26 protein-coding genes are annotated in these 26,099 nt (G+C 64.9%); 14 read left to right on the top strand and 12 right to left on the bottom strand.

The annotated features are described in order from the left end of the window. The first annotated feature begins 511 nt into the window (after window positions 1-511). The 3 genes from BM315_RS08900 to BM315_RS08890 all read left to right on the top strand — a co-directional run bounded on the left by BM315_RS08900 (window position 512) and on the right by BM315_RS08890 (window position 4,150). Complete coding sequence (locus BM315_RS08900) at window positions 512-790, top strand: hypothetical protein (RefSeq protein ID WP_090499971.1); 279 nt, start codon at window positions 512-514, stop codon at window positions 788-790. 138 nt (window positions 791-928) lie between these two features. Continuing rightward, on the top strand, window positions 929-1,174 hold the full coding sequence (locus BM315_RS08895; RefSeq protein ID WP_090499968.1) for a TIGR02647 family protein: 246 nt from the start codon (window positions 929-931) through the stop codon (window positions 1,172-1,174). 120 nt (window positions 1,175-1,294) lie between these two features. Further along, window positions 1,295-4,150, top strand: coding sequence for a class I adenylate cyclase (locus BM315_RS08890; RefSeq protein WP_090499966.1), 2,856 nt, complete (start codon window positions 1,295-1,297; stop codon window positions 4,148-4,150). A gap of 21 nt (window positions 4,151-4,171) precedes the next feature. On the opposite strand, the gene rnk is transcribed toward BM315_RS08890, so the two are convergent. From rnk to cyaY, 3 genes are all read right to left on the bottom strand, one after another. Beyond that, the gene (rnk, locus tag BM315_RS08885; protein WP_090499963.1) at window positions 4,172-4,579 is read right to left on the bottom strand and encodes a nucleoside diphosphate kinase regulator; all 408 of its coding nucleotides are present in this window, start codon (window positions 4,577-4,579) and stop codon (window positions 4,172-4,174) included. Window positions 4,580-4,699: 120 nt separating this feature from the next. Next, on the bottom strand, window positions 4,700-4,969 hold the full coding sequence (locus BM315_RS08880; RefSeq protein WP_090499962.1) for a DUF1289 domain-containing protein: 270 nt from the start codon (window positions 4,967-4,969) through the stop codon (window positions 4,700-4,702). Then, the gene (gene cyaY, locus BM315_RS08875) at window positions 4,893-5,225 is read right to left on the bottom strand and encodes an iron donor protein CyaY (protein ID WP_090499960.1); all 333 of its coding nucleotides are present in this window, start codon (window positions 5,223-5,225) and stop codon (window positions 4,893-4,895) included. The genes BM315_RS08880 and cyaY overlap by 77 nt, the downstream gene beginning before the upstream one ends. 294 nt (window positions 5,226-5,519) lie before the next feature. Here cyaY and lptM point away from each other — a divergent pair, with 294 nt between their 5' ends. The 6 genes from lptM to BM315_RS08845 all read left to right on the top strand — a co-directional run bounded on the left by lptM (window position 5,520) and on the right by BM315_RS08845 (window position 10,218). Then, window positions 5,520-5,657 carry an LPS translocon maturation chaperone LptM gene (lptM, locus tag BM315_RS08870; protein ID WP_090500138.1) on the top strand — a complete coding sequence of 46 codons (138 nt, stop codon included), beginning with the start codon at window positions 5,520-5,522 and terminating at the stop codon, window positions 5,655-5,657. Between the two features lie 9 nt (window positions 5,658-5,666). Then, a complete protein-coding gene (lysA, locus tag BM315_RS08865) occupies window positions 5,667-6,920 on the top strand; it encodes a diaminopimelate decarboxylase (RefSeq protein WP_090499957.1) in 1,254 nt (417 codons plus the stop codon). 10 nt (window positions 6,921-6,930) lie between these two features. Continuing rightward, entirely contained in the window at window positions 6,931-7,761 is an 831-nt protein-coding gene (gene dapF, locus BM315_RS08860) for a diaminopimelate epimerase (protein ID WP_090499955.1), read from the top strand. Further along, complete coding sequence (locus tag BM315_RS08855) at window positions 7,758-8,462, top strand: DUF484 family protein (RefSeq protein WP_090499953.1); 705 nt, start codon at window positions 7,758-7,760, stop codon at window positions 8,460-8,462. The genes dapF and BM315_RS08855 overlap by 4 nt, the downstream gene beginning before the upstream one ends. 161 nt (window positions 8,463-8,623) lie before the next feature. Beyond that, complete coding sequence (gene xerC / locus BM315_RS08850) at window positions 8,624-9,526, top strand: tyrosine recombinase XerC (RefSeq protein ID WP_090499951.1); 903 nt, start codon at window positions 8,624-8,626, stop codon at window positions 9,524-9,526. Beyond that, entirely contained in the window at window positions 9,523-10,218 is a 696-nt protein-coding gene (locus BM315_RS08845) for an HAD family hydrolase (protein ID WP_090499949.1), read from the top strand. The genes xerC and BM315_RS08845 overlap by 4 nt, the downstream gene beginning before the upstream one ends. A 63-nt stretch (window positions 10,219-10,281) precedes the next feature. On the opposite strand, the gene sutA is transcribed toward BM315_RS08845, so the two are convergent. From sutA to glnK, 4 genes are all read right to left on the bottom strand, one after another. Next, a complete protein-coding gene (gene sutA, locus BM315_RS08840; protein WP_090499947.1) occupies window positions 10,282-10,608 on the bottom strand; it encodes a transcriptional regulator SutA in 327 nt (108 codons plus the stop codon). Window positions 10,609-10,843: 235 nt separating this feature from the next. Further along, window positions 10,844-12,094 (bottom strand): ammonium transporter, encoded by a 1,251-nt coding sequence (locus BM315_RS08835; RefSeq protein WP_090499945.1) that lies wholly within the window; start codon window positions 12,092-12,094, stop codon window positions 10,844-10,846. A 79-nt stretch (window positions 12,095-12,173) separates the two neighbouring features. Next, the gene (locus BM315_RS08830; RefSeq protein WP_090499942.1) at window positions 12,174-13,487 is read right to left on the bottom strand and encodes an ammonium transporter; all 1,314 of its coding nucleotides are present in this window, start codon (window positions 13,485-13,487) and stop codon (window positions 12,174-12,176) included. A 46-nt stretch (window positions 13,488-13,533) separates the two neighbouring features. After that, window positions 13,534-13,872, bottom strand: a complete 339-nt coding sequence (glnK, locus tag BM315_RS08825; protein ID WP_003096476.1) for a P-II family nitrogen regulator — start codon at window positions 13,870-13,872, stop codon at window positions 13,534-13,536. Between the two features lie 407 nt (window positions 13,873-14,279). Here glnK and BM315_RS08820 point away from each other — a divergent pair, with 407 nt between their 5' ends. Together BM315_RS08820 and BM315_RS08815 are read left to right on the top strand one after the other, a co-directional pair. Then, complete coding sequence (locus BM315_RS08820; protein WP_090499940.1) at window positions 14,280-14,552, top strand: accessory factor UbiK family protein; 273 nt, start codon at window positions 14,280-14,282, stop codon at window positions 14,550-14,552. 34 nt (window positions 14,553-14,586) lie between these two features. Next, window positions 14,587-16,083 (top strand): YifB family Mg chelatase-like AAA ATPase, encoded by a 1,497-nt coding sequence (locus BM315_RS08815; RefSeq protein ID WP_090499937.1) that lies wholly within the window; start codon window positions 14,587-14,589, stop codon window positions 16,081-16,083. A gap of 321 nt (window positions 16,084-16,404) precedes the next feature. On the opposite strand, the gene BM315_RS08810 is transcribed toward BM315_RS08815, so the two are convergent. Beyond that, complete coding sequence (locus BM315_RS08810; RefSeq protein WP_090499935.1) at window positions 16,405-17,331, bottom strand: LysR substrate-binding domain-containing protein; 927 nt, start codon at window positions 17,329-17,331, stop codon at window positions 16,405-16,407. Window positions 17,332-17,456: 125 nt separating this feature from the next. Between BM315_RS08810 and BM315_RS08805 the strand changes: the two genes are divergently transcribed. After that, window positions 17,457-18,842 carry a NorM family multidrug efflux MATE transporter gene (locus BM315_RS08805; RefSeq protein ID WP_090500136.1) on the top strand — a complete coding sequence of 462 codons (1,386 nt, stop codon included), beginning with the start codon at window positions 17,457-17,459 and terminating at the stop codon, window positions 18,840-18,842. Between the two features lie 233 nt (window positions 18,843-19,075). Here the strand turns inward: BM315_RS08805 and BM315_RS08800 are convergent, their stop codons facing one another. Then, window positions 19,076-20,749: a putative bifunctional diguanylate cyclase/phosphodiesterase gene (locus tag BM315_RS08800; protein ID WP_090499933.1), complete on the bottom strand. Its 1,674-nt coding sequence runs from the start codon at window positions 20,747-20,749 to the stop codon at window positions 19,076-19,078. A gap of 269 nt (window positions 20,750-21,018) precedes the next feature. On the opposite strand from BM315_RS08800, the gene rep reads away from it, so the two are divergent. After that, window positions 21,019-23,028: a DNA helicase Rep gene (gene rep, locus BM315_RS08795; protein ID WP_090499930.1), complete on the top strand. Its 2,010-nt coding sequence runs from the start codon at window positions 21,019-21,021 to the stop codon at window positions 23,026-23,028. 28 nt (window positions 23,029-23,056) lie between these two features. Continuing rightward, window positions 23,057-23,629 (top strand): xanthine phosphoribosyltransferase, encoded by a 573-nt coding sequence (locus tag BM315_RS08790; protein WP_090499928.1) that lies wholly within the window; start codon window positions 23,057-23,059, stop codon window positions 23,627-23,629. Window positions 23,630-23,753: 124 nt separating this feature from the next. Here BM315_RS08790 and BM315_RS08785 read toward each other — a convergent pair whose 3' ends face one another. The 3 genes from BM315_RS08785 to alr all read right to left on the bottom strand — a co-directional run bounded on the left by BM315_RS08785 (window position 23,754) and on the right by alr (window position 26,090). Then, the gene (locus BM315_RS08785) at window positions 23,754-24,170 is read right to left on the bottom strand and encodes a c-type cytochrome (RefSeq protein WP_090499926.1); all 417 of its coding nucleotides are present in this window, start codon (window positions 24,168-24,170) and stop codon (window positions 23,754-23,756) included. A gap of 197 nt (window positions 24,171-24,367) precedes the next feature. After that, on the bottom strand, window positions 24,368-24,916 hold the full coding sequence (locus BM315_RS08780; protein ID WP_090499924.1) for a cupin domain-containing protein: 549 nt from the start codon (window positions 24,914-24,916) through the stop codon (window positions 24,368-24,370). A 100-nt stretch (window positions 24,917-25,016) separates the two neighbouring features. Next, window positions 25,017-26,090: an alanine racemase gene (gene alr / locus BM315_RS08775; RefSeq protein WP_090499920.1), complete on the bottom strand. Its 1,074-nt coding sequence runs from the start codon at window positions 26,088-26,090 to the stop codon at window positions 25,017-25,019. Window positions 26,091-26,099 lie beyond the last annotated feature (9 nt).

Genomic DNA, 26,099 nt, shown 5'->3' with positions numbered 1-26,099 from the left:
TTCTCCGTTTTTGCGTCTCGCCGCAGAAGGCGCCCAACGGTTGCGAACGGGGGCTACACAAAATCGCTGGAAGACAGTCAAGCAAGTGGCCTCATTTTTGACAGGGCGCAACGTCAGCCGCGGGCACCTGGGGACGGTCGCCGTATTCGATGACTTTGTCACGGTCTTTCAGGCCACAAGGGAACAGGCCATAGCAATAAAGCCTAATTAGGTGGGCTAGCAGGCTTACTAATACCGCACGCCACGTAGTGGCAGATTGACACCGATCAATACTTCGCCTCCCGTCACGAACAGCGTTACCGCCCGGTTTGCCATTGCGCAGAGCAAACCGAACCGGGCCTGGAAGGTTCTGAGCGCCCGACACAAGCCGGCCGAACGGAGTGATCGCGCCCCGCTGCCTGCGGCGCCCTGCGCCCACACGCGACAAGATCGGTGGCTACGTCCAAGCGACGCATGGCGCAGCCGGCTCGGCACTGGCACACTGCATGCCTAGCCCCCGGATAAGCCGAGCATGAGCGAACACGACGAGCACGAAGACGAGGCCTTTGCCGAAGACACCCTGGTCCAGGCCATCGAGAACCAGATCGAAGCCGCGCAGCCGCCGGCTGCCCTGGCCACCCTGAACAAGCTGAGCCTGGTCGGCTACGAGCGTGGCGAAATCCTGCAGCTGATGGCGATGGTGCTGGCCCATGAAATCAAGGCCATGCTCGCCGAGGATCGGCCATTCGATGGCGCGGCCTACGAGCAGGCCCTGCGCGCCCTGCCGGAGTTGCCGGAAGAAACCTCCTGACGCCAGTCACTTGGCCCGCGCGCGCAGCCGCGCGTCTCGCTACACTGCACACACCCGCGCCTCGCTTCATCCACGCGGGACCCAACCAGTCGGGCACAAGCGCTGCCCGGCCCCTGTTTACCAGAGCCTGGAGCACTTATGTCTTTTACCCCTGAGCTGGTTGCTGAACTCGATCTTCTCGCCCTGTTCAACCTGGGCAACACCCAGGAAGGCCTCAAGATTCACCATACTGCCGCCCCGCAAGCGATTGCTGCGGCCAAACGCCTGCACGCCAAAGGCCTGCTCACCCAGGAGGATGGCGGTTACCTGACCAGCCTGGGACTGGACGCGGCCGAACATGCGCAGGTCCTGCTGACCATTCTCAATGTGACTGAAACGGCCTGACCCACCGCCATCGCGCCCGCTCCGAGCGCAGTTGCACTCGCTGCAGGCGCGCTGGCGTTACCCCCCGCACACTTCACGGCTGGCTGATAGTCTTGCCGCACTGCCCTGCCGAGCCCCAGCATGAGCCGTAGCCAGGAAATTCGCCCGGATATCGACGAAGGCATCGACCGCAAGGTGCTGGTCCAGTTGCGCGCGCGCTTTCTCAAGGTCAATGACGGCCGCCTGCAGCGTGCCATGCAGGCGCTGTCGACCCGTCAGCAACTGGTCCTCAGGCTGTTGCCGCTGCTGTTTCACGTCAATCACCCGTTGCTGCCGGGCTATGTGTCCGGGCTGACGCCGGCCGGACTGAGCGGCTTCGAGCCGGACGCCGAGCTGCTCGCCGAAGCGCAGCGCCTGACCCGTTCCTTCGTTTACAAGGCGCACCGCGGCAACTCCCCGCTGCCGCTCCATGGCTTGTTCCTGATGGGCAGCCTGGGCACGCTGGCCCAGGCCGAGCAAAGCGACATGGACCTGTGGGTCTGTCACGCGCCCGACCTCAGCCCCCGGGACATCGCCGAACTGCGCAAGAAGTGCGATCAGCTCGAAGCCTGGGCGGCGACCCAGGGCGCCGAGGCGCATTTCTTCCTGATCGACCCGGCACGCTTTAGCGTCGGCGACCGCGAGGCGCAGCTGACCTCGGACGACTGCGGCACCACCCAGCACTACCTGTTGCTCGACGAGTTCTACCGCACGGCGATCTGGCTGGCCGGGCGTACCCCGCTCTGGTGGCTGGTGCCGGTGTACGAGGAGCAGCGCTACCACGAGTACATCGGCATCCTGCTGAACAAGCGTTTCATCCGCGCCGATGAAGTGCTCGACCTCGGCCACCTGGCACAGATTCCACCGAGCGAATTCATCGGCGCGGGCATGTGGCAGCTGTTCAAGGGCATCGAGTCGCCGTACAAGTCGGTACTCAAGCTGCTGCTCACCGAGGTCTACGCCAGCGAACATCCCCAGGTGCAATGCCTGTCGCTGCGCTTCAAGCAAGCGGTCTTCTGTAATCGCCTCGATCTCGACGAGCTCGACCCTTACATCGTGGTCTACCGCCGCCTGGAGGAGTACCTGGGCGAGCGCGGCGAAACCGAGCGCCTGGAGCTGATCCGCCGCTGCCTGTACCTGAAGGTCAACAAGAAACTCAGCCGGCCACCGCGCGACCGGCGCAAGAGCTGGCAACGCCTGCTGCTCGAGCGTCTGACCGGCGACTGGAACTGGGACAACCGGCAACTGACGATGCTCGACAGCCGCAGCCAGTGGAAGGTGCGCCAGGTCAGCGCCGAACGCCGCGCCCTGGTCAACGAACTGACCTACAGCTACCGCTTCCTCTCCCAGTTCGCCCGCAACGCCCAGGTCGGCAGCTCGCTCAACAGCCGCGATCTCGGCGTGCTCGGCCGGCGCCTGTACGCCGCCTTCGAGCGCAAGGCCGGCAAGATCGAATTCATCAATCCCGGCATTGCCCCGGACCTGGGCGAAGACACCCTGACCCTGGTGCAGAGCCCCAGAACCGCAGCCAGCGACGAGAACCAGTGGGCCCTGTACGGCGGCAGCCTCGGCCCTCAGGAGTGGGCGGATTTCGCCCCGCTCAAGCGCGCCCGCGAACTGGTCGAGCTGCTTGCCTGGTGCCACCGCAATGGCGTGATCGACAGCAGCACGCGACTGTCGCTGCATCCTGGCGACAGCGACCTGAGCGAGTTCGAACTGTCCAACCTGCTCGCCAGCCTGCAACAGACCGTGCCGCTGCCGCTGCCGGCGATCGAGGAAAGCGCGCTGCTGCGCGCCAGCGTGCCCGGCGAAGTGCTGTTGCTGGTCAATGTCGGCCTCGACCCGCTCAAGCAGCACAGCCAGATGAATGTCCACATGACCACCGAGCGGATCGATGCCCTGGGTTATTCCGGGGTGCGCGAGAACCTGATTCTGACCATCGACCAGGTCAGCCTGAACAGCTGGAACGAACTGCTGGTCAGCCGCTATGACGGCCCCCACGCCCTGCTCGACTGCCTGCGCGACTTCCTCAACAGCCTGCCGGCCGGCGGCGGCAAACCCAAGCTGCGGGTGCGCTGTTTCTGCCGCAACCGCGCCACGACCATCGCCGAGCGGGTCGAGGAGCTGTTTCGCGACACCCTCGATAATTTTGTGGGCACACCGCGCAACCGCTACCTGGTGCAAATCAAGCAGCACTACCACCTGCTCGAACTGACGCCGGGGCAGGTCAGCCACACGGCGCTGACGGGCATGCCGGCGCTGCTCGAGCATCTCGGCAAGGAGCGCCCGGGCTACAGCCGGCTGCACCTCGACCGCAATGCCCTGGAAGGCGACGACCTGGCCCTGATCCTGCCGCTCGGCCGCCCCGAGTGCATCCAGGTGTTCTACCGCCGTCACGAAAACAATGGCCTGGCCGAACTGACCCTGCTCGACGAACACAACGCGCTGTGGCGGCAGAACGTGCCGTTTCGCGACGAGCAAAGCCTGCTGACGCCGCTGCAGCGCTTCCTGCAATCGCTGCTGTACCGGCGCAATGCCTTGCTGCCGCTGGACAACCAGGCACTCTTGAGTACGCTGGAGGTGCTCTATTACGAGGTACTCCCGGCGGCGCCGCAGCGCGCCCGCCAGGTGGAACTGCGCCCGCCACCGCAAGCGCCGGTGAGCCACCCCTTCTACGACGTGCAGGCGATCGTCGAGCCGGTCGACGGCAAGCGCGCCCACGTGACCCTGTATTGCAACCACCGTGAATTTTCCGAACTGGAGTATGCCGGCGACCTGTTCGCCGCCGTGGCCCGGCACATCCTCGCCCAACGCCGCGACGGCGAGCGCTACCCCTGCTACATCACCGACCTCGACCTGTCCGCCGTGCTCGGCGAAGGCCAGGCCCAGACCATTCACTACCTGCGCTACAAGGCCCGCCTGGAAGCGGCACTCAATGCGGCACTGGAAAAAGCCTGAGGCGGCGGACCGGCAGCCAACTCAGCGGCTGTATTCGCCGGCCGCTTCCGGCTGATATTCCACCGCCAGCAGGGTCAGCTTGAGCACCTTGCCGCCGGGTGCGGTCCAGTCGATATGCTGGCCCACGGACAGCCCCAGCAGGGCCGTGCCGACCGGCGCAAGTACCGACACACAACCTTCGCCACCGGCGTCCTGCGGGTACACCAGGGTCAGGTGATAGTCCTTGCCGCTGCTTTCTTCGCGGCAATGCACCCGCGAATTCATGGTCACCACCCCGGCCGGCACCTGGTCATGGGCGACGACGTCGGCCCGATCCAGCTCGGCCTGCAGGGCGACAGCTCCCGGGCCGAAGTCTTCCAGGCTGTCGAGCAAACGCTCCAGACGCTGTAAATCGAGACGGGTAATGGTGATTGCCGGTGCACTGGTCATGGTCAGCTCAACGCTCCTTTACTGGATGCATAAAAAGCAAAACCCCGTCTGCTGGAGACGGGGTTTTGCGCTAGTCGTTTCGACCCTATCACAGCCGCTCAAATACACAAGGCCCGCGACTCAGCTTCGATACTGCTGCAAGCGTATCCGGGCACAGTGGCAAATGATGCGCCGCCGCGCGTCATCGGCATCGCTCCACTCGAGAATCTCGCCGAGCAAACGACCGCAGCCCAGGCACATATCGCCGTCGTCCAGGCAGCACCGGCGAACGCACGGCGAAGCGAGCACCGCCCCAACCCGCTCGGGCGCCGAATCAGAGCTCTTCGAACTCAAGACTGGCTCCAGATTGCTCCAGGGTGATGCGCGCGAGCATTTCCCCCAGCAGCTCATCGCTGCTGTCGCAAATCCAGCGCTCGCTGGCCTCGTCGAAATCGAAATGAAAACCACCGGAACGGGCGGCCAGCCACAACTGCCGGATCGGCTCCTGGCGGCTGAAAATCAGCTGCGTGCCATTCTCGAAACGCACGGTCAGCACACCCGCCGAGTTTTCCAGGTCGAGATCCAGGTCGCTGTCATCGAAAATGTCTTCCACCGCTTGCTGCACGGTGTCGACCAGATCGTGGAAGCGGGCTTCGGTCAAACTCATTGCGGATGTCCTCGAAAAATTCAGGTGTTGCAGAAAAGTGCCAGGCTCTCTGGGGCAACGGTCGCGCGCTAGTCAGAGCGGAGCGCCTGAGCGCGGAGCTAAACGCTTGTTCAGCACGACCGACAGGACACGTCGAACAAGCATCGAGCGCAGTATACAGCGCTCGACGCACATGATCCGCACCTCTCCCGGACGCGGGCAAAGCCCCGCCGGGCGGGAATCCCGGCGCATAGGCAAGGCGTCGGGGGGTCGGTATACTCCGGCGCAATCATGCTTTATTACAAGGACTTCACCATGAAGCGGCTGTTGACTGCCCTTATCGCGCTCGTCGCCATCACGTCCCTGCTCACAGGTTGTGGCCAGAAAGGCCCGCTGTACCTGCCGGATGACGGAAAAACGGCACAAGAACGCGACAGAGACATCTTTCTCTAAGGGGGTTCCATGCAAGCCTTTATCCACCGCGACGGTCAACTGTTCGCGGAAGGCGTGGCCATGTCCGCCATCGCCCAACGCTTCGGCACGCCGACCTACATCTACTCGCGCGCCCACATCGAGGCGCAGTACCACGCCTACGCCGATGCCCTGCAGGGCATGCCGCACCTGGTCTGCTTCGCCGTCAAGGCCAACTCCAACCTGGGCGTGTTGAACGTGCTGGCACGTCTCGGCGCCGGCTTCGACATCGTCTCGCGCGGCGAACTGGAACGCGTCCTGGCCGCCGGTGGCGAGCCTGGCAAGATCGTCTTCTCCGGCGTCGGCAAGAGCCGCGACGACATGCGCCGGGCGCTGCAGATCGGCGTGCACTGCTTCAACGTCGAATCCACCGACGAACTGGAACGCCTGCAACAGGTCGCCGCCGAGCTGGGCGTGCAGGCGCCGGTGTCGCTGCGGGTCAACCCGGATGTGGATGCCGGCACCCACCCGTATATTTCCACCGGTCTGAAAGAGAACAAGTTCGGCATCGGCATCGAACAGGCCGAGGCGGTCTACGCCCGCGCCGCCGAACTGACCAACCTGGAGGTGCTCGGCGTCGACTGCCATATCGGCTCACAGCTGACCAGCCTGCCGCCGTTCCTCGATGCCCTGGATCGTCTGCTGGTGCTGATCGACCGCCTGGCCGCGCGCGGCATCCGCATCAAGCACCTGGACCTGGGCGGCGGCCTCGGCGTGCAATACCGCGACGAGCAGCCGCCACTGGCCGGTGACTATATCCGGGCGGTGCGCCAGCGCATGGCCGGGCGCGACCTGGCCCTGGTGTTCGAGCCGGGCCGCTCGATCGTCGCCAATGCCGGCGTGCTGCTGACCCGGGTCGAGTACCTCAAGCACACCGAGCACAAGGATTTCGCCATCGTCGACGCGGCGATGAACGACCTGATCCGTCCGGCGCTGTACCAGGCCTGGATGGACGTGGTGGCGGTGCAGCCGCGCGATGGCGCGACGCGCAACTACGACATCGTCGGCCCGATCTGCGAAACCGGCGACTTCCTGGCCAAGGATCGCCAGCTGGCGCTGGCCGAAGGCGACCTGCTGGCCGTGTGTTCGGCCGGCGCCTACGGCTTCGTCATGAGCTCCAACTACAACACCCGCGGCCGCGCCGCCGAGGTGCTGGTAGATGGCGACCAGGCCTTCGAGGTGCGGCGGCGCGAGACCCTCAGCGAACTCTTTGCGGGCGAAAGCCAGCTGCCGCCAGCACCATAAGGGCACCCTGATGCTATTGCGCTTTACCAAAATGCACGGCCTCGGCAACGACTTCATGGTCCTCGACCTGGTCAGCCAGCACGCGCATATCCAGCCCAAGAACGCCAAGCAGTGGGGCGATCGCCACACCGGCGTCGGCTTCGATCAACTGCTGCTGGTGGAACCGCCGAGCAACCCGGACGTCGACTTCCGCTACCGCATCTTCAACGCCGACGGCTCGGAAGTTGAACAGTGCGGCAATGGCGCGCGCTGCTTCGCCCGCTTCGTGCTGGACAAGCGGCTGACGATGAAGAAGCAGATCCGCGTGGAAACCAAGGCCGGCATCATCGAGCTCGACGTGCGCGCCGACGGCCAGGTCCGCGTGAATATGGGCGCACCACGCCTGGAGCCAGCGCAAATCCCCTTCCAGGCCGAACGGCAAGCCTTGAGTTACCCCGTCGAGGTCGACGGCCAGACGGTCGAACTGGCCGCGGTGTCCATGGGCAATCCGCATGCCGTGCTGCGCGTCGACGACGTCGACAGCGCACCGGTGCATGAGCTGGGGCCGAAACTGGAGTTGCATCCGCGCTTTCCGCAGCGGGTCAACGTCGGCTTCCTGCAGATCATCGACCGCCAGCATGCCAAGCTGCGCGTCTGGGAACGCGGCGCGGGCGAGACCCAGGCCTGCGGCACCGGCGCCTGCGCGGCGGCGGTGGCGGCGATCAGCCAGGGCTGGATGGACTCGCCGCTGCAGATCGAACTGCCCGGCGGCAAGCTGTCCATCGAGTGGGCAGGCCCGGGCCAGCCGGTTATGATGACCGGACCCGCGATGCGCGTGTACGAAGGACAGGTTCGCCTATGACCGACCAGCAGGATTCGCCCCAACCACTCGAGTTCGACGCGGCGGCGGTTGCCGACTACCTGCGCCTGCACCCGGAATTCTTCGTCGAACACGACGAATTGCTTCCCGAGTTGCGCATCCCGCACCAACGCGGTGACACCATCTCCCTGGTCGAACGCCAGGTGAAGCTGTTGCGCGAACGCAATATCGAGATGCGCCACCGCCTCTCGCAGTTGATGGATGTGGCCCGCGACAACGACCGCCTGTTCGACAAGACCCGCCACCTGGTGCTCGATCTGCTCGATGCCGCCAGCCTCGAAGAGGTGGTCAGCACCGTGGAGGACAGCCTGCGCCACCAATTCCAGGTGCCCTTCGTCAGCCTGATCCTGTTCAGCGATACGCCGCTCGCGGTCGGTCGCTCGGTCAGCAGCGCCGAAGCGCATCAGGCCATCGGCGGCCTGCTGGCCGGCGGCAAGACCATCTGCGGCCTGCTGCGCGAGCATGAACTGAACTTCCTGTTCGGCGAAAGCGCAGCCAAGCAGGTCGGCTCGGCGGCGGTGGTCGCGCTGTCTTACCAGGGCCTGCATGGCGTGCTGGCGATCGGCAGCAGTGACCCGCAGCACTACAGGAGTTCCCTGGGTACCCTGTTCCTCGGTTATATCGCCGAAGTCCTGGCCCGTGTGCTGCCGCGCTTCGCCACGCCGCTGCGGTCAGTGCGCTAAACGTAGGATGGGTTAGCGGCCCGAGCCTGTAGGATGGGTTGAGCAGAGCGATACCCATCATCGCTCGACCGATCGCCCGATGGGTTACGCGACGCACAATTAATACCTAGCGCGTAAATCTTGCACCATGCGCCGCTAACCCATCCTACGGAGCTTGCCGCTTGAAGCTTGAAGCTGCTCTTGAAGCCTACCTCGAACACCTGCGCAGCGAGCGCCAGGTATCGCTGCATACCCTCGACGGCTACAGCCGCGATCTGGCCAAGCTCCTCGCCTTCTGCGAACGCGAGCAGATCGCGGCATGGGCCGCGCTGGACAGCGCGCGCCTGCGCCGGTTGATCGCCCACCTGAACCTCCAGGGCCAGTCCAGCCGCAGCCTGGCCCGCCTGCTCTCGGCCACACGCGGCCTCTATCGCTACCTGATCCGCGAAGGCCACTGCCAGAACGACCCGGCCAGCGGCCTGACGCCGCCGAAAGGCGAACGGCGCCTGCCGAAAACCCTGGACGCCGACCGCACCGCTCAACTGCTCGACGGCGCGATCGAGGACGACTTCATCGCCCGCCGCGATCAGGCCATGCTCGAGCTGTTCTACTCCTCCGGCCTGCGCCTGGCCGAACTGGTCGGCCTCAACCTCGACAACCTGGACCTGGGCGACGGCTTGGTGCGCGTGCTGGGCAAGGGCAACAAGACCCGCGTGTTGCCGGTCGGACGCATGGCGCGCCAGGCCCTGGAACAGTGGCTGCCCTTGCGCGCCCTGGCCAACCCGGCGGATGGCGCGGTATTCATCAGCCAGCAGGGTCGCCGGCTCGGCCCGCGCGCCGTGCAGCTGCGCGTGCGCCAGGCCGGGGTGCGCGAACTCGGGCAGAATCTGCATCCGCACATGCTGCGTCACAGCTTCGCCAGTCATATGCTGGAGTCGTCACAGGACTTGCGCGCGGTGCAGGAGCTGCTCGGCCATGCCGACATCGCCACCACCCAGGTCTACACCCACCTGGATTTCCAGCACCTGGCCACGGTGTATGACCGCGCCCATCCACGGGCCAAACGCAAAGGCAGCAACGAATGAGCATTCAACTGATCACCTTCGACCTCGACGACACCCTGTGGGACGTGACCCCGGTGATGCAGGACGCCGAAGCGACGCTGCGCAACTGGCTGGCCATGCACGCGCCACGCCTGGGCGCGGTGCCGGTCGAACACCTGTGGACGATTCGCGCGCAGTTGCTGCAGGGCGAACCCTCGCTCAAGCATCGCCTCAGCGAACTGCGCCGGCGCATCCTGCTGGGCGCCCTGGCCGGTGCCGGCTATCCGCCCGACGAGGCCGCGGCGCTGGCCGAGGGTGGTTTTCAGGTGTTTCTCGCCGCCCGCCATCAGGTCGAGCTGTTCGCCGAAGTGCATCCGACCCTGGAGACCCTGGCCAATCGCTTCCAGCTCGGGGTGATTACCAATGGCAATGCCGATGTACGCCGCCTGGGCCTGGCCGACTATTTCCAGTTCGCCCTGTGCGCGGAAGAGCTCGGGGTCGGCAAACCCGATCCCAAGCCCTTTCAGGAAGCCCTCAGGCGTGCCGGGGTTGCCGCGCCGTACGCCGTGCATGTCGGCGACCACCCCAGCGACGACATCGCCGGCGCCCAGGCTGCCGGCCTGCGGGCGATCTGGTTCAACCCGCAGGGCAATGCCTGGGAAGGCGACAAGCGTGCCGATGGCGAAATCCGCAGCCTGGCCGAATTGCCGGCGCTGCTGCATAGCTGGGTCTAGGAGCCTGTCGGACAGCAAAACCCTTGGCAGACCGTTGAAAAACGACCTGCCTCGCCAGGGCACTTAGATAGGCCGGCTGCCGTACTTGCTGTCGGGCTTCTTCGGTGGATCGGAAACCACGTTGGGCTCGACCTCCTGCACCTTGCCGCCGCGCGCCAGGTACTCTTCCATGGCACGGGCCAGGGCGTCACGATCCTTCTGCTTGGCTTCGATGCTCGGCAGCTCTTCGACATTGATCGCCGCTTTGGCCTTGGCCTTGCTCTTGCCCGTACTGACGACTTCGTCGCCGTCGTCGTCACCGCTATCGACGTCATCGGCGGCAGCCATTTCCTCGCCGCTGTCTTCGTCAGCCCCTTCGAGCTCGTCTTGTTCCAGATCTTCGTCGCTCATGTTCAACCTCATGACTTGCGAAAAGCAGGTTAGTTATAGCCCAGCCACGTAATCTTTCGTACGTCGCCGGAAAAAATTCAAACGACCTTGCCTGGCAAAGCCCCCAGCCGTTTCTCGCGCTGGCCCGGACAAGCACCGCCGCGTCACATAACGATGCTTATCGGCGCGCATTCTAGCGTGCTGCCAGAAAAAACAAAGGGCGCCTTTGGGCGCCCTCGTTGTAAATCACCGGCAATCAGCTTTTGGTGAATTCCGGATAGGCTTCCATACCGCACTCGGCGATGTCCACGCCCTCGTATTCTTCTTCCTCGGTGACGCGCAGACCGATCACCAGCTTGATGATCGACCAGACGATCAGGCTGGCGGTGAAGACCCAGGCGAAGATACAGGCCAGACCGAGCAACTGGGCGCCCAGGGTGGCATCCGGGTTGGTCAGCACCACCGCCAACAGGCCCCAGATACCGGCCACGCCGTGCACGGAAATGGCACCGACCGGATCGTCGATCCTGAGCTTGTCCATGGCCAGGATGGAGAACACCACCAGCACGCCACCGACGCCACCGATCAGGGTCGCCTGCAGGGCGCCCGGGGTCAGCGGCTCGGCGGTGATCGCCACCAGGCCGGCCAGAGCGCCGTTGAGGGCCATGGTCAGGTCGCTTTTGCCGAACAGGATGCGCGCCACTATCATGGCCGCGATCAGACCGCCAGCGGCGGCCATGTTGGTGTTGACGAAGACGTTGGCCACGGCGTTGGCATCTTCGATGGTGCTCATCTTCAGCTGCGAGCCACCGTTGAAACCGAACCAGCCCATCCACAGGATGAAGGCGCCCAGGGTTGCCATCGGCAGGTTGGCACCGGGAATGGCGTTGACCTGGCCGTTGGCGCCGTACTTGCCCTTGCGCGCACCGAGCAGCAGGACACCGGCCAGAGCGGCGGTGGCACCGGCCATGTGGACCACGCCGGAACCGGCGAAATCGAGGAAGCCCGCTTCGTTGAGGAAGCCCGAGCCCCATTTCCAGAAGCCCTGTACCGGGTAGATGAAACCGGTCATGACTACGGCGAAGGCGAGAAAGGCCCACAGCTTCATGCGCTCGGCCACGGCACCGGAGACGATCGACATGCAGGTCGCGGCGAACACCACCTGGAAGAAGAAGTCCGAGCGCGCCGAGTAGTAGGGCGCGTCGTCGCCACCGGCGAGAACCGACTCGACGCTGTTCTCTTCGCCGAGCAGGAAGCCCAGGCTCGGCAGGATGCCGCCCTCCGGGCTGGAGTACATGATGTGGTAACCGATCACCAGGTACATGACGCTGGCGACCGCGTACAGGGCGATGTTCTTGGTGAGGATTTCGGTGGTGTTCTTCGCCCGTACCAGGCCGGCTTCGAGCATGGCAAAACCCGCTGCCATCCACATCACCAGAGCACCGCAAATCAAAAAGTAGAAGGTATCGAAGCCGTACTGCAGTGCAGTCAATGCTGTGTTATCCATGGTTCACCTCTTGCCGGCGCGCTTTTGTAGCGCTGTTCGGTTAAGGCGCCCGGGTTGGCTCCGGGCGCACTCCGTGTGCTTACAGGTTGTAGCCACGCTCGTTGTGCAGGGCGAGATCGAGACCGACCGTCTCTTCCTCGTCGCTGACACGCAAGCCCATTACCAAGTCGATCACTTTCAGAATCGCGAAGGTCAACACCGCGGTGTAGACCACCGTGAAGGCCACGCCCTCGAACTGCACCCACAGTTGCGCGGGGATGTTCTCCACTGCGCCGAAGCCACCCAACGCCGGCGCGGCGAACGCCCCGGTGAGAATGGCGCCGACAATGCCGCCCACGGCATGCACACCGAAGACATCCAGGGAGTCGTCATAGCCGAACTTGCGTTTCAGGCTGGTGGCGCAGAAGAAGCAGATCACCCCCGCCGCCAGACCGATGACCAGCGCGCCCATAGGCCCCGCGGTGCCGGACGCCGGAGTGATGGCCACCAGGCCCGCCACCGCACCGGAAGCGATGCCCAGCACGCTGGGTTTGCGGTGGGTGACCCACTCGGCGAACATCCAGCTCAGCGCCGCCGTCGCCGTAGCGATCTGGGTCACCAGCATGGCCATGCCGGCGCTACCGTTGGCCGCCAGGGCCGAGCCGGCGTTGAAGCCGAACCAGCCGACCCAGAGCATGCTCGCGCCGATCAGGGTGTAACCGAGGTTGTGTGGCGGCATCGCGGTGGTCGGGAAGCCCTTGCGCTTGCCCAGGACCAGGCAGGTCACCAGACCGGCGATCCCGGCATTGATGTGCACCACGGTGCCGCCGGCGAAGTCGAGCACGCCCCAGTCCCACATCAGCGCACCGTCGCCGCTCCACACCATGTGCGCGATCGGGGCGTAGACGAGGGTGAACCAGACCGCCATGAAGATCAGCATGGCCGAGAATTTCATGCGTTCGGCGAAGGCGCCGACGATCAGGGCGGGCGTGATGATGGCGAAGGTCATCTGGAAGGTGATGAACACGCTTTCCGGAATGCCGGCCACCAGGCTGTCCAGACTCAGACCGCTGAGAAAGGCCTTGGAAAAGCCACCGACGAAGGAGTTGAGATTGACCACACCCTGCTCCATGCCGGTGGTGTCAAAGGCCATGCTGTACCCGTAGATAACCCAGAGCACACTGATCAGGCCGGTGATGGCGAAGCATTGCATCAACACCGACAACACGTTCTTCGAACGCACCATGCCGGCATAGAACAACGCCAGGCCCGGAATGGTCATGAACAGCACGAGCACGGTCGCGACCAGCATCCAAGCCGTGTCACCGCCGTTCAAGACTGCCTCGTCGGCCATGGCAAAGCCAGGAACCAGAGACAAAAGGGCTCCGAGCCCTGCGATTTTTCGCAGAGTCATGTGAGGTTACTCCTGGGGCGTGGGGTTCGAGGGGCTCGAGGGGCTTTTAGATCGCGTCGGTATCGGTTTCGCCGGTACGGATGCGGATCGCCTGTTCCAGGTTGACGACGAAAATCTTGCCGTCGCCGATCTTGCCGGTGTTGGCAGCCTTGGTGATGGCTTCGATGACGCGATCCAGTTGGTCGTCAGCGATGGCCACGTCAATCTTTACCTTGGGTAGAAAATCGACCACATATTCGGCACCGCGGTACAACTCGGTGTGACCTTTTTGCCGACCGAAGCCTTTGACCTCGGTGACGGTGATGCCCTGCACGCCGATTTCCGACAGTGACTCGCGGACGTCGTCCAGCTTGAACGGCTTGATGATGGCAGTGACTAGCTTCATGAATCTTTCTCCCGTGTAAGGTGGACTTGCCCCAGGAATTACGAACCCGGCTCAAGTCTAAGCGCTGTGTCTGGCTTTTGTAATGCATCGGTCGCCCCAGGGGACAACACCGATACCCACCAACCGCTCCTGACGAAACACTTCCCGCTTCGCCTAACGCACCGGAACTGCATCGGTGCATTCGTCACAAACGATTAAGCAGAAAGCTTGCCATATCGTATAAATCTGTTTTTTTTCAAATAGTTACTATAAAAAACAGGCTCTCTGTATGACCCCTGCAGGCGAAGGACGCACGATAACGGTGCGCCCACAGGACCAACCATGCGCAAAAAGTGTGCAGTGCTGGCGGCACCGGCCCCGAACCTGGCTGCGTGCTACACTGCCCCGTCTGTCACTGGAACCCTGTCATGTTGCCGCCCAAAGCCCTGCTCGACGCACTCAGTTCTCACGCCTCACGCCTGTTCAACGGCGAAACGCCGCTGCCCCGCAGCGAATTCGAAGCCCAGTTCAAAGCCCTGTTGCAGAGCGGCTTCAGCAAACTCGATCTGGTCAGTCGGGAAGAGTTCGATAGCCAGATGGCCGTCCTCGCCCGCACCCGTGCCCGCCTGGAAGCACTGGAAGCCAAGGTCGCCGAACTGGAAGCATGCACCGCACAAGGCGCTACGCCGCCCACCGAGTAATCCGCTCGGACGGCTGACGATCAAGGAGCGATCGATGTCCCTGGCCATAGTCCACAGCCGCGCCCAAGTCGGCGTCGAAGCGCCCGCCGTCACCGTCGAGGCGCACCTGGCCAATGGCCTGCCGTCGCTGGCGCTGGTCGGCCTGCCCGAGACCGCGGTCAAGGAAAGCAAGGACCGGGTGCGCAGCGCCATCCTCAATTCCGCCTTCGACTTCCCGCCACGCCGCATCACCCTCAACCTGGCCCCGGCCGACCTGCCCAAGGACGGCGGGCGCTTCGACCTGGCGATTGCCTTGGGGATTCTCGCCGCCAGCGGCCAGGTGCCGGCCACCGCCCTGGAACAGCTCGAGTGCCTGGGCGAACTGGCCTTGTCCGGCGCCGTGCGCCCAGTGCGGGGCGTATTGCCCGCGGCACTGGCGGCCCGCGCCGCCGGACGCACCTTAGTGGTGCCGAAGGCCAACGCCGAAGAGGCCAGCCTGGCCTCCGGGCTGGCGGTCATCGCCGTCGAGCATTTGCTCGAGCTGGCCGCCCACCTCAACGGCCAGACCCCGATCGCCCCCTATCAGGCCCAGGGCCTGCTGCGCCGCAGCCTGCCCTACCCCGACCTGGCCGAGGTGCAGGGCCAGGTCGCCGCCAAGCGTGCCCTGCTGGTCGCCGCGGCCGGCTCGCACAATCTGCTGTTGACCGGGCCTCCGGGCACCGGCAAGACCCTGCTGGCCAGCCGCCTGCCCGGCCTGCTGCCACCCCTGGACGAGCAGGAGGCCCTGGAAGTCGCGGCGATTCATTCGGTGGCCAGCCACACCCCGCTGGATGCCTGGCCGCAGCGGCCCTTTCGCAACCCCCATCACAGCGCCTCCGGCCCGGCCCTGGTCGGTGGTGGCAGCCGTCCGCAACCCGGGGAAATCACCCTAGCCCATCAGGGCGTGCTGTTTCTGGATGAGCTGCCGGAATTCGACAGGAAAGTCCTGGAGGTGCTGCGCGAGCCCCTGGAAAGCGGGCAGATCATCATCGCCCGGGCCCGCGACAAGGTGCGCTTCCCCGCGCGCTTCCAGCTGGTCGCGGCGATGAACCCCTGCCCCTGCGGTTTTCTCGGTGATCCCAGCGGCCGCTGTCGCTGCGGCGCGGAGCAGATCCAGCGCTACCGCGGCAAGCTCTCGGGCCCCCTGCTCGACCGCATCGACCTGCACGTGACAGTGGCGCGGGAGGCCACCGCCCTGCATGTGCCGCCCAGCGACGGCGCCGACACGGCCAGCGGCGCGGCCCTGGTGGCCGACGCCCGGCAGCGGCAGATACGGCGCCAGGGCGTGGCCAATGCCTTTCTCGACCTGCCCGGCCTGCGCCAGCACTGCGCCCTGCACGCCGCCGATCAGGGCTGGCTGGAAAGCGCCTGCGAACGCCTCGGCCTGTCCCTGCGCGCGGCGCATCGGGTGCTCAAGGTGGCGCGCACCCTGGCCGATCTCGAGCAGGTCGAGCAGATCGCCCGCAGCCACCTGGCCGAGGCGCTGCAATACCGCGGGAGTCCGCAGAGCTGAACACCCTCCTGGCTCAAACCCGGATCGCCGACAAGGACTTGGCATTTCCTGGCTCTGTAAAGGATTGCGGCATGCACCGCTCCAACCGGGGCATAGCCCTTTCGCCAGGGTGCTGTCTCGCCATAATCCATTGCTCAAGCAACTGCGGTGGACCTGTGTAGGGTGCGCTGTGCGCACCGCTGGTAACCGGTGCCTGGTGCGCGCGGCGCACCCTACGAACCTGAATCAGGCCGACCAGGCGGTGTACCAGGCCAAGCAGCAAGGCAAGAACAGCTACCGCCTGAGTACGCCGATGCCTGGCAATCCTGAAGACGCATGCCGTCAGCAGACGCGCTGCACCTGCGGCAACTGCATCGCCGCCACCTCGGCGACCAGGTAATCGCGCAAGCGCTGGAAACGCTCCTGGCCGCGCCGCGCCCTGGGCCAGACCAGGTAGTAGCTGCAGCCGCTGGGCACCGCGCTGGGCCAGGGCAGGCCGAGGCGGCCCTGGGCGACGTCTTCGGCGACCAACACCAGATCTCCAATCGACACCCCGTAGCCGCGGGCGGCGGCGACCATGCCCAGTTCCAGGGTATCGAACACCTGGCCGCCCTTGAGCGGCACCCGCTCGGCCAGGCCCATGGCTTGCAGCCATTGACGCCAGTCGCGGCGGTCCGGGGTCGGATGCAGCAGCTCGGCGCCCTGCAGCCGAGCCAGATCCCAGGGACCGCCCTGAGCCGCCTCGGGGGCGCAGACCGGGATCAGCCATTCGGCGAACAGCAGCGTGCTGCCCCACTCATCCGGAAACTCACCGTTGCCCAGCAACACCGCGCAATCGAACGGCTCGTGCAGGAAGTCGACCCTGTCCACGTCCATCCAGGCACTGGTCAACTGCACCTCGATGTCGCTGTTGTGCAAGCGAAAGCGCGACAAGCGTGCCAGCAGCCAACGCATGGTCAGGGTCGAGGGCGCCTTCAGGCGCAGGATCGCATCGTCGGCGCGCAGGCTGATGCAGGCCCGCTCCAAGGCATCGAAGCCCTCGCGCAGGCCGGGCAGCAGCATGCGCGCCGGCTCGGTCAGTTGCAGGCTGCGCCCGCGGCGCTCGAACAGGCGGCAGGCGAAATGCTCTTCCAGGGTGCGCACATGCCGGCTCACCGCGCTCTGGGTGATCGCCAACTCCTCGCCGGCGCGGGTGAAGGAACTGTGCCGGGCCGCCGCTTCGAAGGCGCGCAGGGCATACAGCGGCGCCAGACGACGGTGCTTATCCATGAGTATTAATCATGCCTGAGATCATTTTTTTCCTTTTGTGCGAGCGCTGAAGACTCAAGAGAATAGCGTCATTCTCCGCCCACCCGGACAACCCGGGCAAGCCTTCTCACTGAGCCATACTCATGATGCTGCACGCTTTTCGCGACGAACTCGGCGCTATCCTGCGCCTGGCCGGCCCCCTGATCGCCGCCCAGCTGGCGCACGTCCTAATGGTCTTTACCGACACCGTGATGATGGGCCTGCTCGGCCCGCAGGCCTTGGCCGGCGGCGGCCTGGGCGCGGCCAGCTATGCCTTCGTGTCGATCTTCTGCGTCGGCGTGATCGCCGCGGTCGGCAATCTGGTGGCCATCCGTCACGGCGCCAGCGATGCGGCCGGCGTCACCCGCCTGACCCAGAATGGCCTGTGGCTGGGCTGGGGGTTGGCGTTACTGGCCGGAGTGAGCCTGTGGCACCTTGAACCGGCGCTCTTGTATTTCGGCCAGTTGCCGGAAAACGTCACGGCCGCCATGCAGTTTCTCGCCCCCCTGGTCTTCGCCCTGCCCGGCTATATGAGCTTTATGGCGCTGCGCGGTTTTACCGCCGCGATCGGCCGGCCCGGCCCGGTGATGGCGATCAGCATCGGTGGCGCACTGGCCAACCTGGTCCTCAACTACGCACTGATCGAGGGCTGGTTCGGCCTGCCGCACCTGGGCCTGGCCGGCATCGGCCTGGTCACCGCGCTGGTGATGAACCTCATGGCCCTGTTGCTGGCCTGGCACGTGCTGCGCCACAGCGCCTATGCCGGCTACCCGCTGGGGCGCGGCCTGCTGCGCCCGGCCTGGAGCGAGTTGAAAGAACTGCTGCGCCTGGGCCTGCCGATTGGCGGCACCTATGCGGTGGAGGCCGGCCTGTTCGCCTTCGCCGCCCTGTGCATGGGCGCGCTCGGCAGCCTGCAACTGGCTGCTCATCAGATTGCGATCATGTCGGTGTACGTGGCCTTCATGGTGCCGGTGGGGCTGTCCTACGCGGTGACCTTCCGCATCGGCCAGCACTTCGGCGCCGGTCGTTTGCGCGACGCGCAGCGTGCCGGGCGCCTGGGCATCGGCCTCGGCGCGGCCTGCATGCTCGGTTTCGCCGCCTTGTTCTGGCTGGCGCCGCAGTGGGTGGTGGGCCTGTTTCTCGACCGTCTCGACCCGGCCTACGCCGAGGTGACGGCCCTGGCTGTCGCGCTACTGGCGATTGCCGCCTGGTTCGAGTTCTTCGACGGCATCCAGACCATCGCCATGGGCGCGATTCGTGGCCTCAGGGACGCCAAGACCACCTTCTTCGTCGGCCTCGGCTGCTACTGGCTGATCGGTGCGCCGCTGGCCTGGACCCTGGCCTTTGCGCTGGACTGGGGGGCGCGAGGGGTGTGGTGGGGCCTGGCCAGCGGTCTGGCGTGCGCAGCCATAGGCCTGAGCCTGGGTTTCGAGTGGAAGTGCGCTCGCTTGCTGCGACCGACGCGACTGACAGGAGAGGCCTGCCTCTCGTAGGGCGCGCGGGGCCGCCTAGGCTGTGCGCACCGGAGCGTTTCGCACCGAGGCTGGAACTGGTGCGCGCAGCGCACCCTACGCAGCTGCGTCCGGCGGCGCGCACAGCATGACAGGATCAGGGATTGAGCAATCCCGACAGCCTCGCAGCCCGGATAAACCTCGGTGCAATCCGGGATTACCCCACCCGGATTACCTCCACCCTACGAGGTCATAGAATCTACCAGAGCGCCCCATCAGGGCTGGAGCAAGCCGAGCAGCGGCTGGCGCATGCCGAACACCAGGAAGCGCGCCAACTCGCTCAACGGCAGGGCCTTGCTGATCAGGTAACCCTGCGCCTGGTCGCAGCCGAACTCGCGCAGCAGCGCCAGTTGCTCGGCGTTTTCCACGCCTTCGCCGACCACCTGCAGATTGAGGTTGTGGGCCAGATTGATCATCGCGCGGACCAGCTGACGACTCTCCGGGCGCTCGTGCATGTCGCCGACGAAACTCTTGTCGATCTTCAGCAGGGCGATCGGCAGGCTGCTGAGGTGGACGAAGGAGGAGAAACCCGTGCCGAAGTCGTCCAGGGAAAAGCGCACCCCCAGTCGACCGAGCGCCAGCATGGTCTGCTGCACCTGATCGCTGCGGCGCATCACCGCGGTCTCGGTCAACTCGAACTCAAGCCAGCGCGCATCGACGCCGCGCTCCGCGATCAGGCGGCTGAGGGTCGGCAACAGCTGGCTGTCCTGGAACTGGCGGAACGACAGGTTGACCGCCATGTGCAACGCCGGCAGACCGCGGCCTAGCAGCCATTGCATATCACGCAGGGCACGGGAAATCACCCAGTAGCCGAGGGGCACGATCAGCCCGCTTTCCTCGGCCAGCGGCACGAATTCGTTCGGCGCCAGCAGACCGCGCTCGCGGTGGCGCCAACGCACCAGCGCTTCCAGGCCGACAATGCGCCCCGTCTGCAGACACAGGCGCGGCTGATAATGCAGCTCCAGCTCGTCGCGGCGCAGGGCCCTGCGCAGCTCGCTTTCCAGCTCGGCCTGGCTGCGCGCGCCGCGATTGATCCGTTCGTCGAAGACGTGGAAGGTACAGCCTTGCTGGCTCTTGGCCTGCTGCATGGCGATGTGCGCATGCCACATCAGCGGGTCGGCGCCGCCATCGGCACGGGCGTAGGCCAGGCCGATGCTGCAACCGATCAACAGGCTTTCGCCGTCGACCCAGTAGGGCTCGGCCAGGACTTCGCTAAGGCGCTCGGCCAGGCGCGGCAGACGCTGCGGGTCGCTGCGCACATCGAGGAGCAGGGCAAACTCGTCGCCACCCAGGCGGGCGATCTGATCCCCGGACTGCAGTTGCGCCTTGAGTCGCGTCACCACTTGCCGGATCAGCTGATCGCCGGCCTGGTGGCCGAGGGCATCGTTGGCGTGGCGGAAATTGTCCAGATCGAGATGGGCGAGCGCCAGGCCGCGGCCCTGGCATTCGGCCAGGCGCGCGGCAAGCAGGGTCTGGAAGCCCTGTCGATTGGCGATGCCGGTCAGCGCATCCTGCTCGGCCAGGCACTGCAGGGTTTCCTGCAGGCGGCCCTGCTCGCGCACATAGCGCAGGCAGCGGCGCAGCACATCGACGCTCAGGCCGTCACGCACCAGCCAGTCGCAGACCCCAGCCGGCGCTTCGGCAGGTTCTTCTTCAAGCAGCAAGATAATCGGCAGAGGACAGATCCCCGGCGCTGGCCGGCGCGCCTCGGTGGTCAGCAGCAGACCATTGACCCGGCTATCGAACAGGCTGCTGGCCGCCGCCCAGGTGGGCGCGGTAATCAGCGGGAAGATACTGCCCAAGGCGCCTAGCCGCTCGCGCAATAGCTCGGGCCATTCTGGCGTTTCAGCCAGCAGAACCAACCGCAAGGGTTCGTCGAGCGCGGACAATCAACCTCCCCAGGCCTCAAAGATAGTCGGCGGCATAGCGCCCTTGTGCGTCGTAACTGGCGTCTAATCATGCACATCCGAGTGTTGTTGCCGTGCATCCTGCGATAAAGACAAAAAACCGACAAGTGGCAGCAGAGTACTGGATTACACAGAATAACCAAGCGTGGCGTACTGCCAGCATGTACTCCATCGCACAACGCCAGAGGATTCAGGCACAAATCGCAGAGCCTGCTAAAATGCGCGCCCACTCCCCCCTGGCGATTGATCCGATGTCCCGACTGAACCCCCGGCAGCAGGAAGCCGTGAACTATGTCGGCGGCCCACTTTTGGTGCTCGCCGGCGCAGGCTCCGGCAAGACCAGCGTGATCACGCGCAAGATCGCCCATCTGGTGCAGAACTGCGGCATCCAGGCGCGACATATAGTCGCCATGACCTTCACCAACAAGGCCGCGCGGGAGATGAAGGAGCGCGCCAGCACCCTGCTCAAGGGCGCCGAAGGCCGCGGCCTGACCGTCTCGACCTTCCACAACCTGGGCATGAACATCATCCGCAAGGAATACGCGCGCCTGGGCTACAAGCCCGGCTTCTCGATCTTCGACGAGGGCGACATCAAGGCGCTGCTGTCGGACATCATGCAGAAGGAATATTCCGGGGACGACGGCGCCGACGAGGTCAAGAACTACATCGGCAACTGGAAGAACGAACTGATCCTGCCCGAGCAGGCCCTGGCCGAATCGCGCAACCCCAAGGAACAGACCGCGGCGATCGTCTACCTGCACTACCAGCGCACGCTCAAGGCCTACAACGCGGTGGACTTCGACGACCTGATCCTGATGCCGGTGAAGCTGTTCCAGGAGCACCCGGACATCCTGGAAAAATGGCAGAACCGCATCCGCTACCTGCTGGTCGACGAATACCAGGACACCAACGCCAGCCAGTATTTGCTGGTCAAGCTGCTGGTGGGCATGCGCAACCAGTTCACCGTGGTCGGCGACGACGACCAGTCGATTTATGCCTGGCGCGGCGCCCGCCCGGAAAACCTGATGCTGCTGAAGGAGGATTACCCCTCGCTGAAGGTGGTGATGCTGGAGCAGAACTACCGCTCCACCAGCCGCATCCTCAAGTGCGCCAACATCCTCATCGCCAACAACCCCCACGCTTTCGAGAAGCAGCTGTGGAGCGAGATGGGCATGGGCGACGAGATCCGCGTGATCCGCTGCAAGAACGAGGACGCCGAATGCGAGCGGGTGGCCCTGGAAATCCTTACCGAGCACCTGCGCACCCAACGCCCCTACAGCGACTACGCCATCCTCTATCGCGGCAACTACCAGGCCAAGCTGATGGAGCTGAAGCTGCAGCACCACCAGATTCCCTATCGCCTGAGCGGCGGCACCAGCTTCTTCGCCCGCCAGGAGGTGAAGGACCTGATGAGCTACTTCCGCCTGCTGGTCAACCCGGACGACGACAACGCCTTCCTCCGGGTGATCAACGTGCCGCGCCGCGAGATCGGCTCCACCACCCTGGAGAAGCTCGGCAACTACGCCACCTCGCGCAAGATCAGCATGTACGCCGCCGCCGGCGAGATGGGCCTGGGCGAGCAGCTGGATGCGCGCTATACCGAACGTCTGGCACGTTTCACCAGGTGGATGGACGGAGTGCGCCAGCAGTGCGCGCAGAACGATCCGATCGCCGCCATTCGCAGCATGGTGATGGATATCGACTACGAGAACTGGCTGCGCCAGAACGCCTCCAACGACAAGGTCGCCGATGCGCGCATGGGCAACGTCTGGTTCCTGGTCGAGGCGCTGAAGAACACCCTGGAGCGCGACGAAGACGGCGAGATGACCATCGAGGACGCCATCGGCAAGCTGGTGCTGCGCGACATGCTGGAACGCCAGCAGGAGGAAGAGGAAGGCGCCGAAGGCGTGCAGATGATGACCCTGCACGCCTCCAAGGGCCTGGAGTATCCCTCGGTGTATATCCTCGGCGTGGAGGAGGAAATCCTCCCGCACCGTTCCAGCATCGAGGCCGACACCGTCGAGGAAGAACGGCGCCTGGCCTATGTCGGCATCACCCGCGCCAAGCGCAACCTGACCATGACCTTCGCCGCCAAGCGCAAGCAGTACGGCGAGATCATCGACTGCGCGCCGAGCCGTTTCCTCGACGAGCTGCCGCCCGAGGATCTGCGCTGGGAAGGCCAGGACGACGCCCCGGTGGAGGTCAAGGCCGCCCGCGGCAACGATGCCTTGGCGGCAATGCGGGCGATGCTGAAGAAATAAAACCGATGTTCATAACGAGGATTGCCGTGTGGAAGCGCTGAAACAGAAGATTCGCCAGGACGGCATCGTGCTCTCCGAGCAGGTGCTCAAGGTCGACGCCTTTCTCAACCACCAGATCGATCCGGCGCTGATGCAGCAGATCGGCCACGAGTTCGCCCGGCGTTTCGCCGGCCAGGGCATCAGCAAGATCGTCACCATCGAGGCCTCGGGCATCGCCCCGGCGATCATGGCCGGCCTGGAACTGGGCGTGCCGGTGATCTTCGCCCGCAAGTACCAGTCGCTGACGCTCAAGGATGACCTGTATATCTCCAAGGTGTTCTCTTTCACCAAGCAGACCGAAAGCACCATCGCCATCTCCGCCAAGCACCTGACGGCCAGCGACCATGTGCTGCTGATCGACGACTTCCTCGCCAACGGCCATGCCGCCCAGGCCCTGATCGACCTGATCCAGCAAGCCGGGGCGAGCATCGCCGGGATCGGCGTGGTGATCGAAAAGTCCTTCCAGAGCGGTCGCGCCGAGCTGGACGGCCAGGGCTACCGGGTCGAGTCGCTGGCGCGCATCAGCTCCCTGAAAAACGGCCAGATCAGCTTTCTCGACTGAACCGGATCGGGCGCGCGCCCGTCCCGCAGGGAGCGCCACGGCAGGCCACCGCTTGCGACGCATGAGGCAGGCCTGCGCACACAAAAAAACCGCCCTCAGGCGGTTTCTTTGTGTCGATGTCGCCTTACAGGCCGGACATCTTCTCGATGGCAGCACGCAGCTCGTCATCCGAGCAGTCATTGCAGGTGCCTTTCGGCGGCATGGAGTTGAGGCCGGAGATGGCATTCGCCAACAGACCGTCGATGCCATTGGTGGCGCGAGCCTGCCAGGCGGCGGTATCACCAACCTTCGGTGCATCGAGGATACCCGGGGTATGGCACGCGCCGCAGTGCGCAGCAATGATGTCATCGGCAGTACGTGCGGCCCCGCCAGCGGCAACCGCCACCGCGCCGACGCCCTTGCACTCTTCGCCCATGATGCAGACTTCACCCACCGGTTTCAGGCGCTCGGCAATGGCCTCATCGGTCGTGGCCTGAGCAGTCACTGCCCACAGGGCCAAGACGGCAGCCGGCGCTACCAGCATTTTCTTAATCAGATTCACGGTACACCCTCATCGTGGCTAGTCACGCCCGCGGCCACGGTTTCGCGAGCGGGCGACAGTATAACGGGAAGCCTGCCGGGCTGAAACAACCCTGATTGTCGCAGTGCGGCAGCGGCAAGCTTCAAGCCACAAGCTATAAGCGGCCCGCAGTCGTGCTTTTACTTGCAGCTTGAAGCTTGCGGCTTGCAGCTGCGTTCCTAGAAATTCGCCGGTGTAGTGGCGCTGATCAACCGCGCCGGCTGGTCGAACGGATTGCGAAAGCGGTGAGGTTTGCTGCTCTCGAAATAGTAACTGTCGCCCGGCTCGAGGATGAACACCTCCTCACCGACGGTCAGCTCGAGACGCCCTTCCACCAGCAGACCGGTCTCCTCACCGTCATGGGTGTACATATCGTCACCGGTATCGGAGCCGGCCGGATAGGTTTCGTCGAGCAGGGTAATCGCCCGATTCGGGTGAGTCTTGCCCACCAGTTTCATGCTGATCGCGCCACTGTGGATATCCGTGAGCTCGGCTGCCCGGTACACCACCTGGGTATGATTGTCCTGCTCCGCATCCAGGGAGAAGAACTCCACCAACGACATGGGGATGCCCGCCAACACCTTTTTCAGCGAACTGATCGAGGGACTCACGCTGTTCTTCTCGATCATCGAGATGGTGCTGTTGGTGACGCCGGCCCGCTTGGCGAGTTCACGCTGGGACAAGCCTTTGAGTTTGCGAATGGATTGCAGTCGAACGCCGACGTCCAATACTGGAGCCCCCTAGGGAAGATACGGAAAAGTGTCCGTATCATGGCAACAGCGTTCGGTATTTACAACACCCTGGTCGTAAATTCTGCCCAGCAGCCTCTCAGGCTTCGCAATAGAGCAGCGGTACCCGGCGCAAATTGCAGAAAATCTGATAAGGAATGGTGCCCGCACAAACCGCCACGTCGCTGGCGAGGACCTGTTTGCCCCAGAGTTCGACCCGGCTGCCGAGGCCGGTTTGCGGCAGATCGCTGAGATCGACGCAGAGCATGTCCATCGACACCCGGCCGATCAGCCGGCTGAGCTGGCCATCGATCGCCACCGGCGTGCCGCTCGGCGCATGCCGCGGATAGCCGTCGGCATAGCCCATGGCAACCACGCCGACCCGGGTCGGCCGTTCGGTGACGAAGCGCGCGCCATAGCCGACCGGCTCGCCGGCCGGCAGTTCGCGCACGCTGATGACCTTCGACTCCAGGGTCATCACCGGCTGCAGGCGCGCCGCCAGGGCCTGCTCCTGCTCGAACGGGGTGGCGCCGTAGAGCATGATGCCGGGGCGCACCCAGTCACTGGGGATGCCGGGCCAGCCGAGCACGGCCGGCGAGTTGCGCAGGCTGATCTCCGCCGCCAGACCCTGGCGGGCCTGCTCGAACACCGCCAACTGCTCCTCGCTGCGCGAGCAGTCCAGCTCGTCGGCGCGGGCGAAATGGCTCATCAGGACGATCTTCGCCACCCTGCCGCAGGCCAACAGGCGCCGGTAGGCGGCCTGGTACTCGGCCGGGTGCAAACCGACCCGGTGCATGCCCGAATCCAGCTTCAGCCACACCGTCAGCGGCTTGCGCACGGCCGAGCGCTCGATGGCCTCGACCTGCCAGAGCGCATGCACCACGCACCACAGCTCATGCTGCTCGATCAGCGCCAGTTCGTCGGCCTCGAAGAAGCCTTCCAGCAACAGGATGGGCGCGCGGATGCCGGCCTCGCGCAGCTGCAGCGCCTCTTCGATGCAGGCCACGGCGAAACCGTCGGCCTCGCCTTCCAGGGCCTGGGCACAGCGCACCGCACCATGCCCGTAGGCATCGGCCTTGACCACCGCGAGCGCCTTGGCGCCCGCCACTTCACGGGCCAGTCGGTAGTTGTGACGCAGGGCTTGCAGGTCGATCAGGGCACGGGCAGGACGCATGGCTAGACA

Source organism: Pseudomonas borbori (genome assembly GCF_900115555.1).
Lineage (GTDB): Bacteria > Pseudomonadota > Gammaproteobacteria > Pseudomonadales > Pseudomonadaceae > Aquipseudomonas > Aquipseudomonas borbori.
The sequence above is the reverse complement of the archived record's forward strand: the minus strand, read 5'-3'. Positions and strand labels throughout refer to the sequence as shown.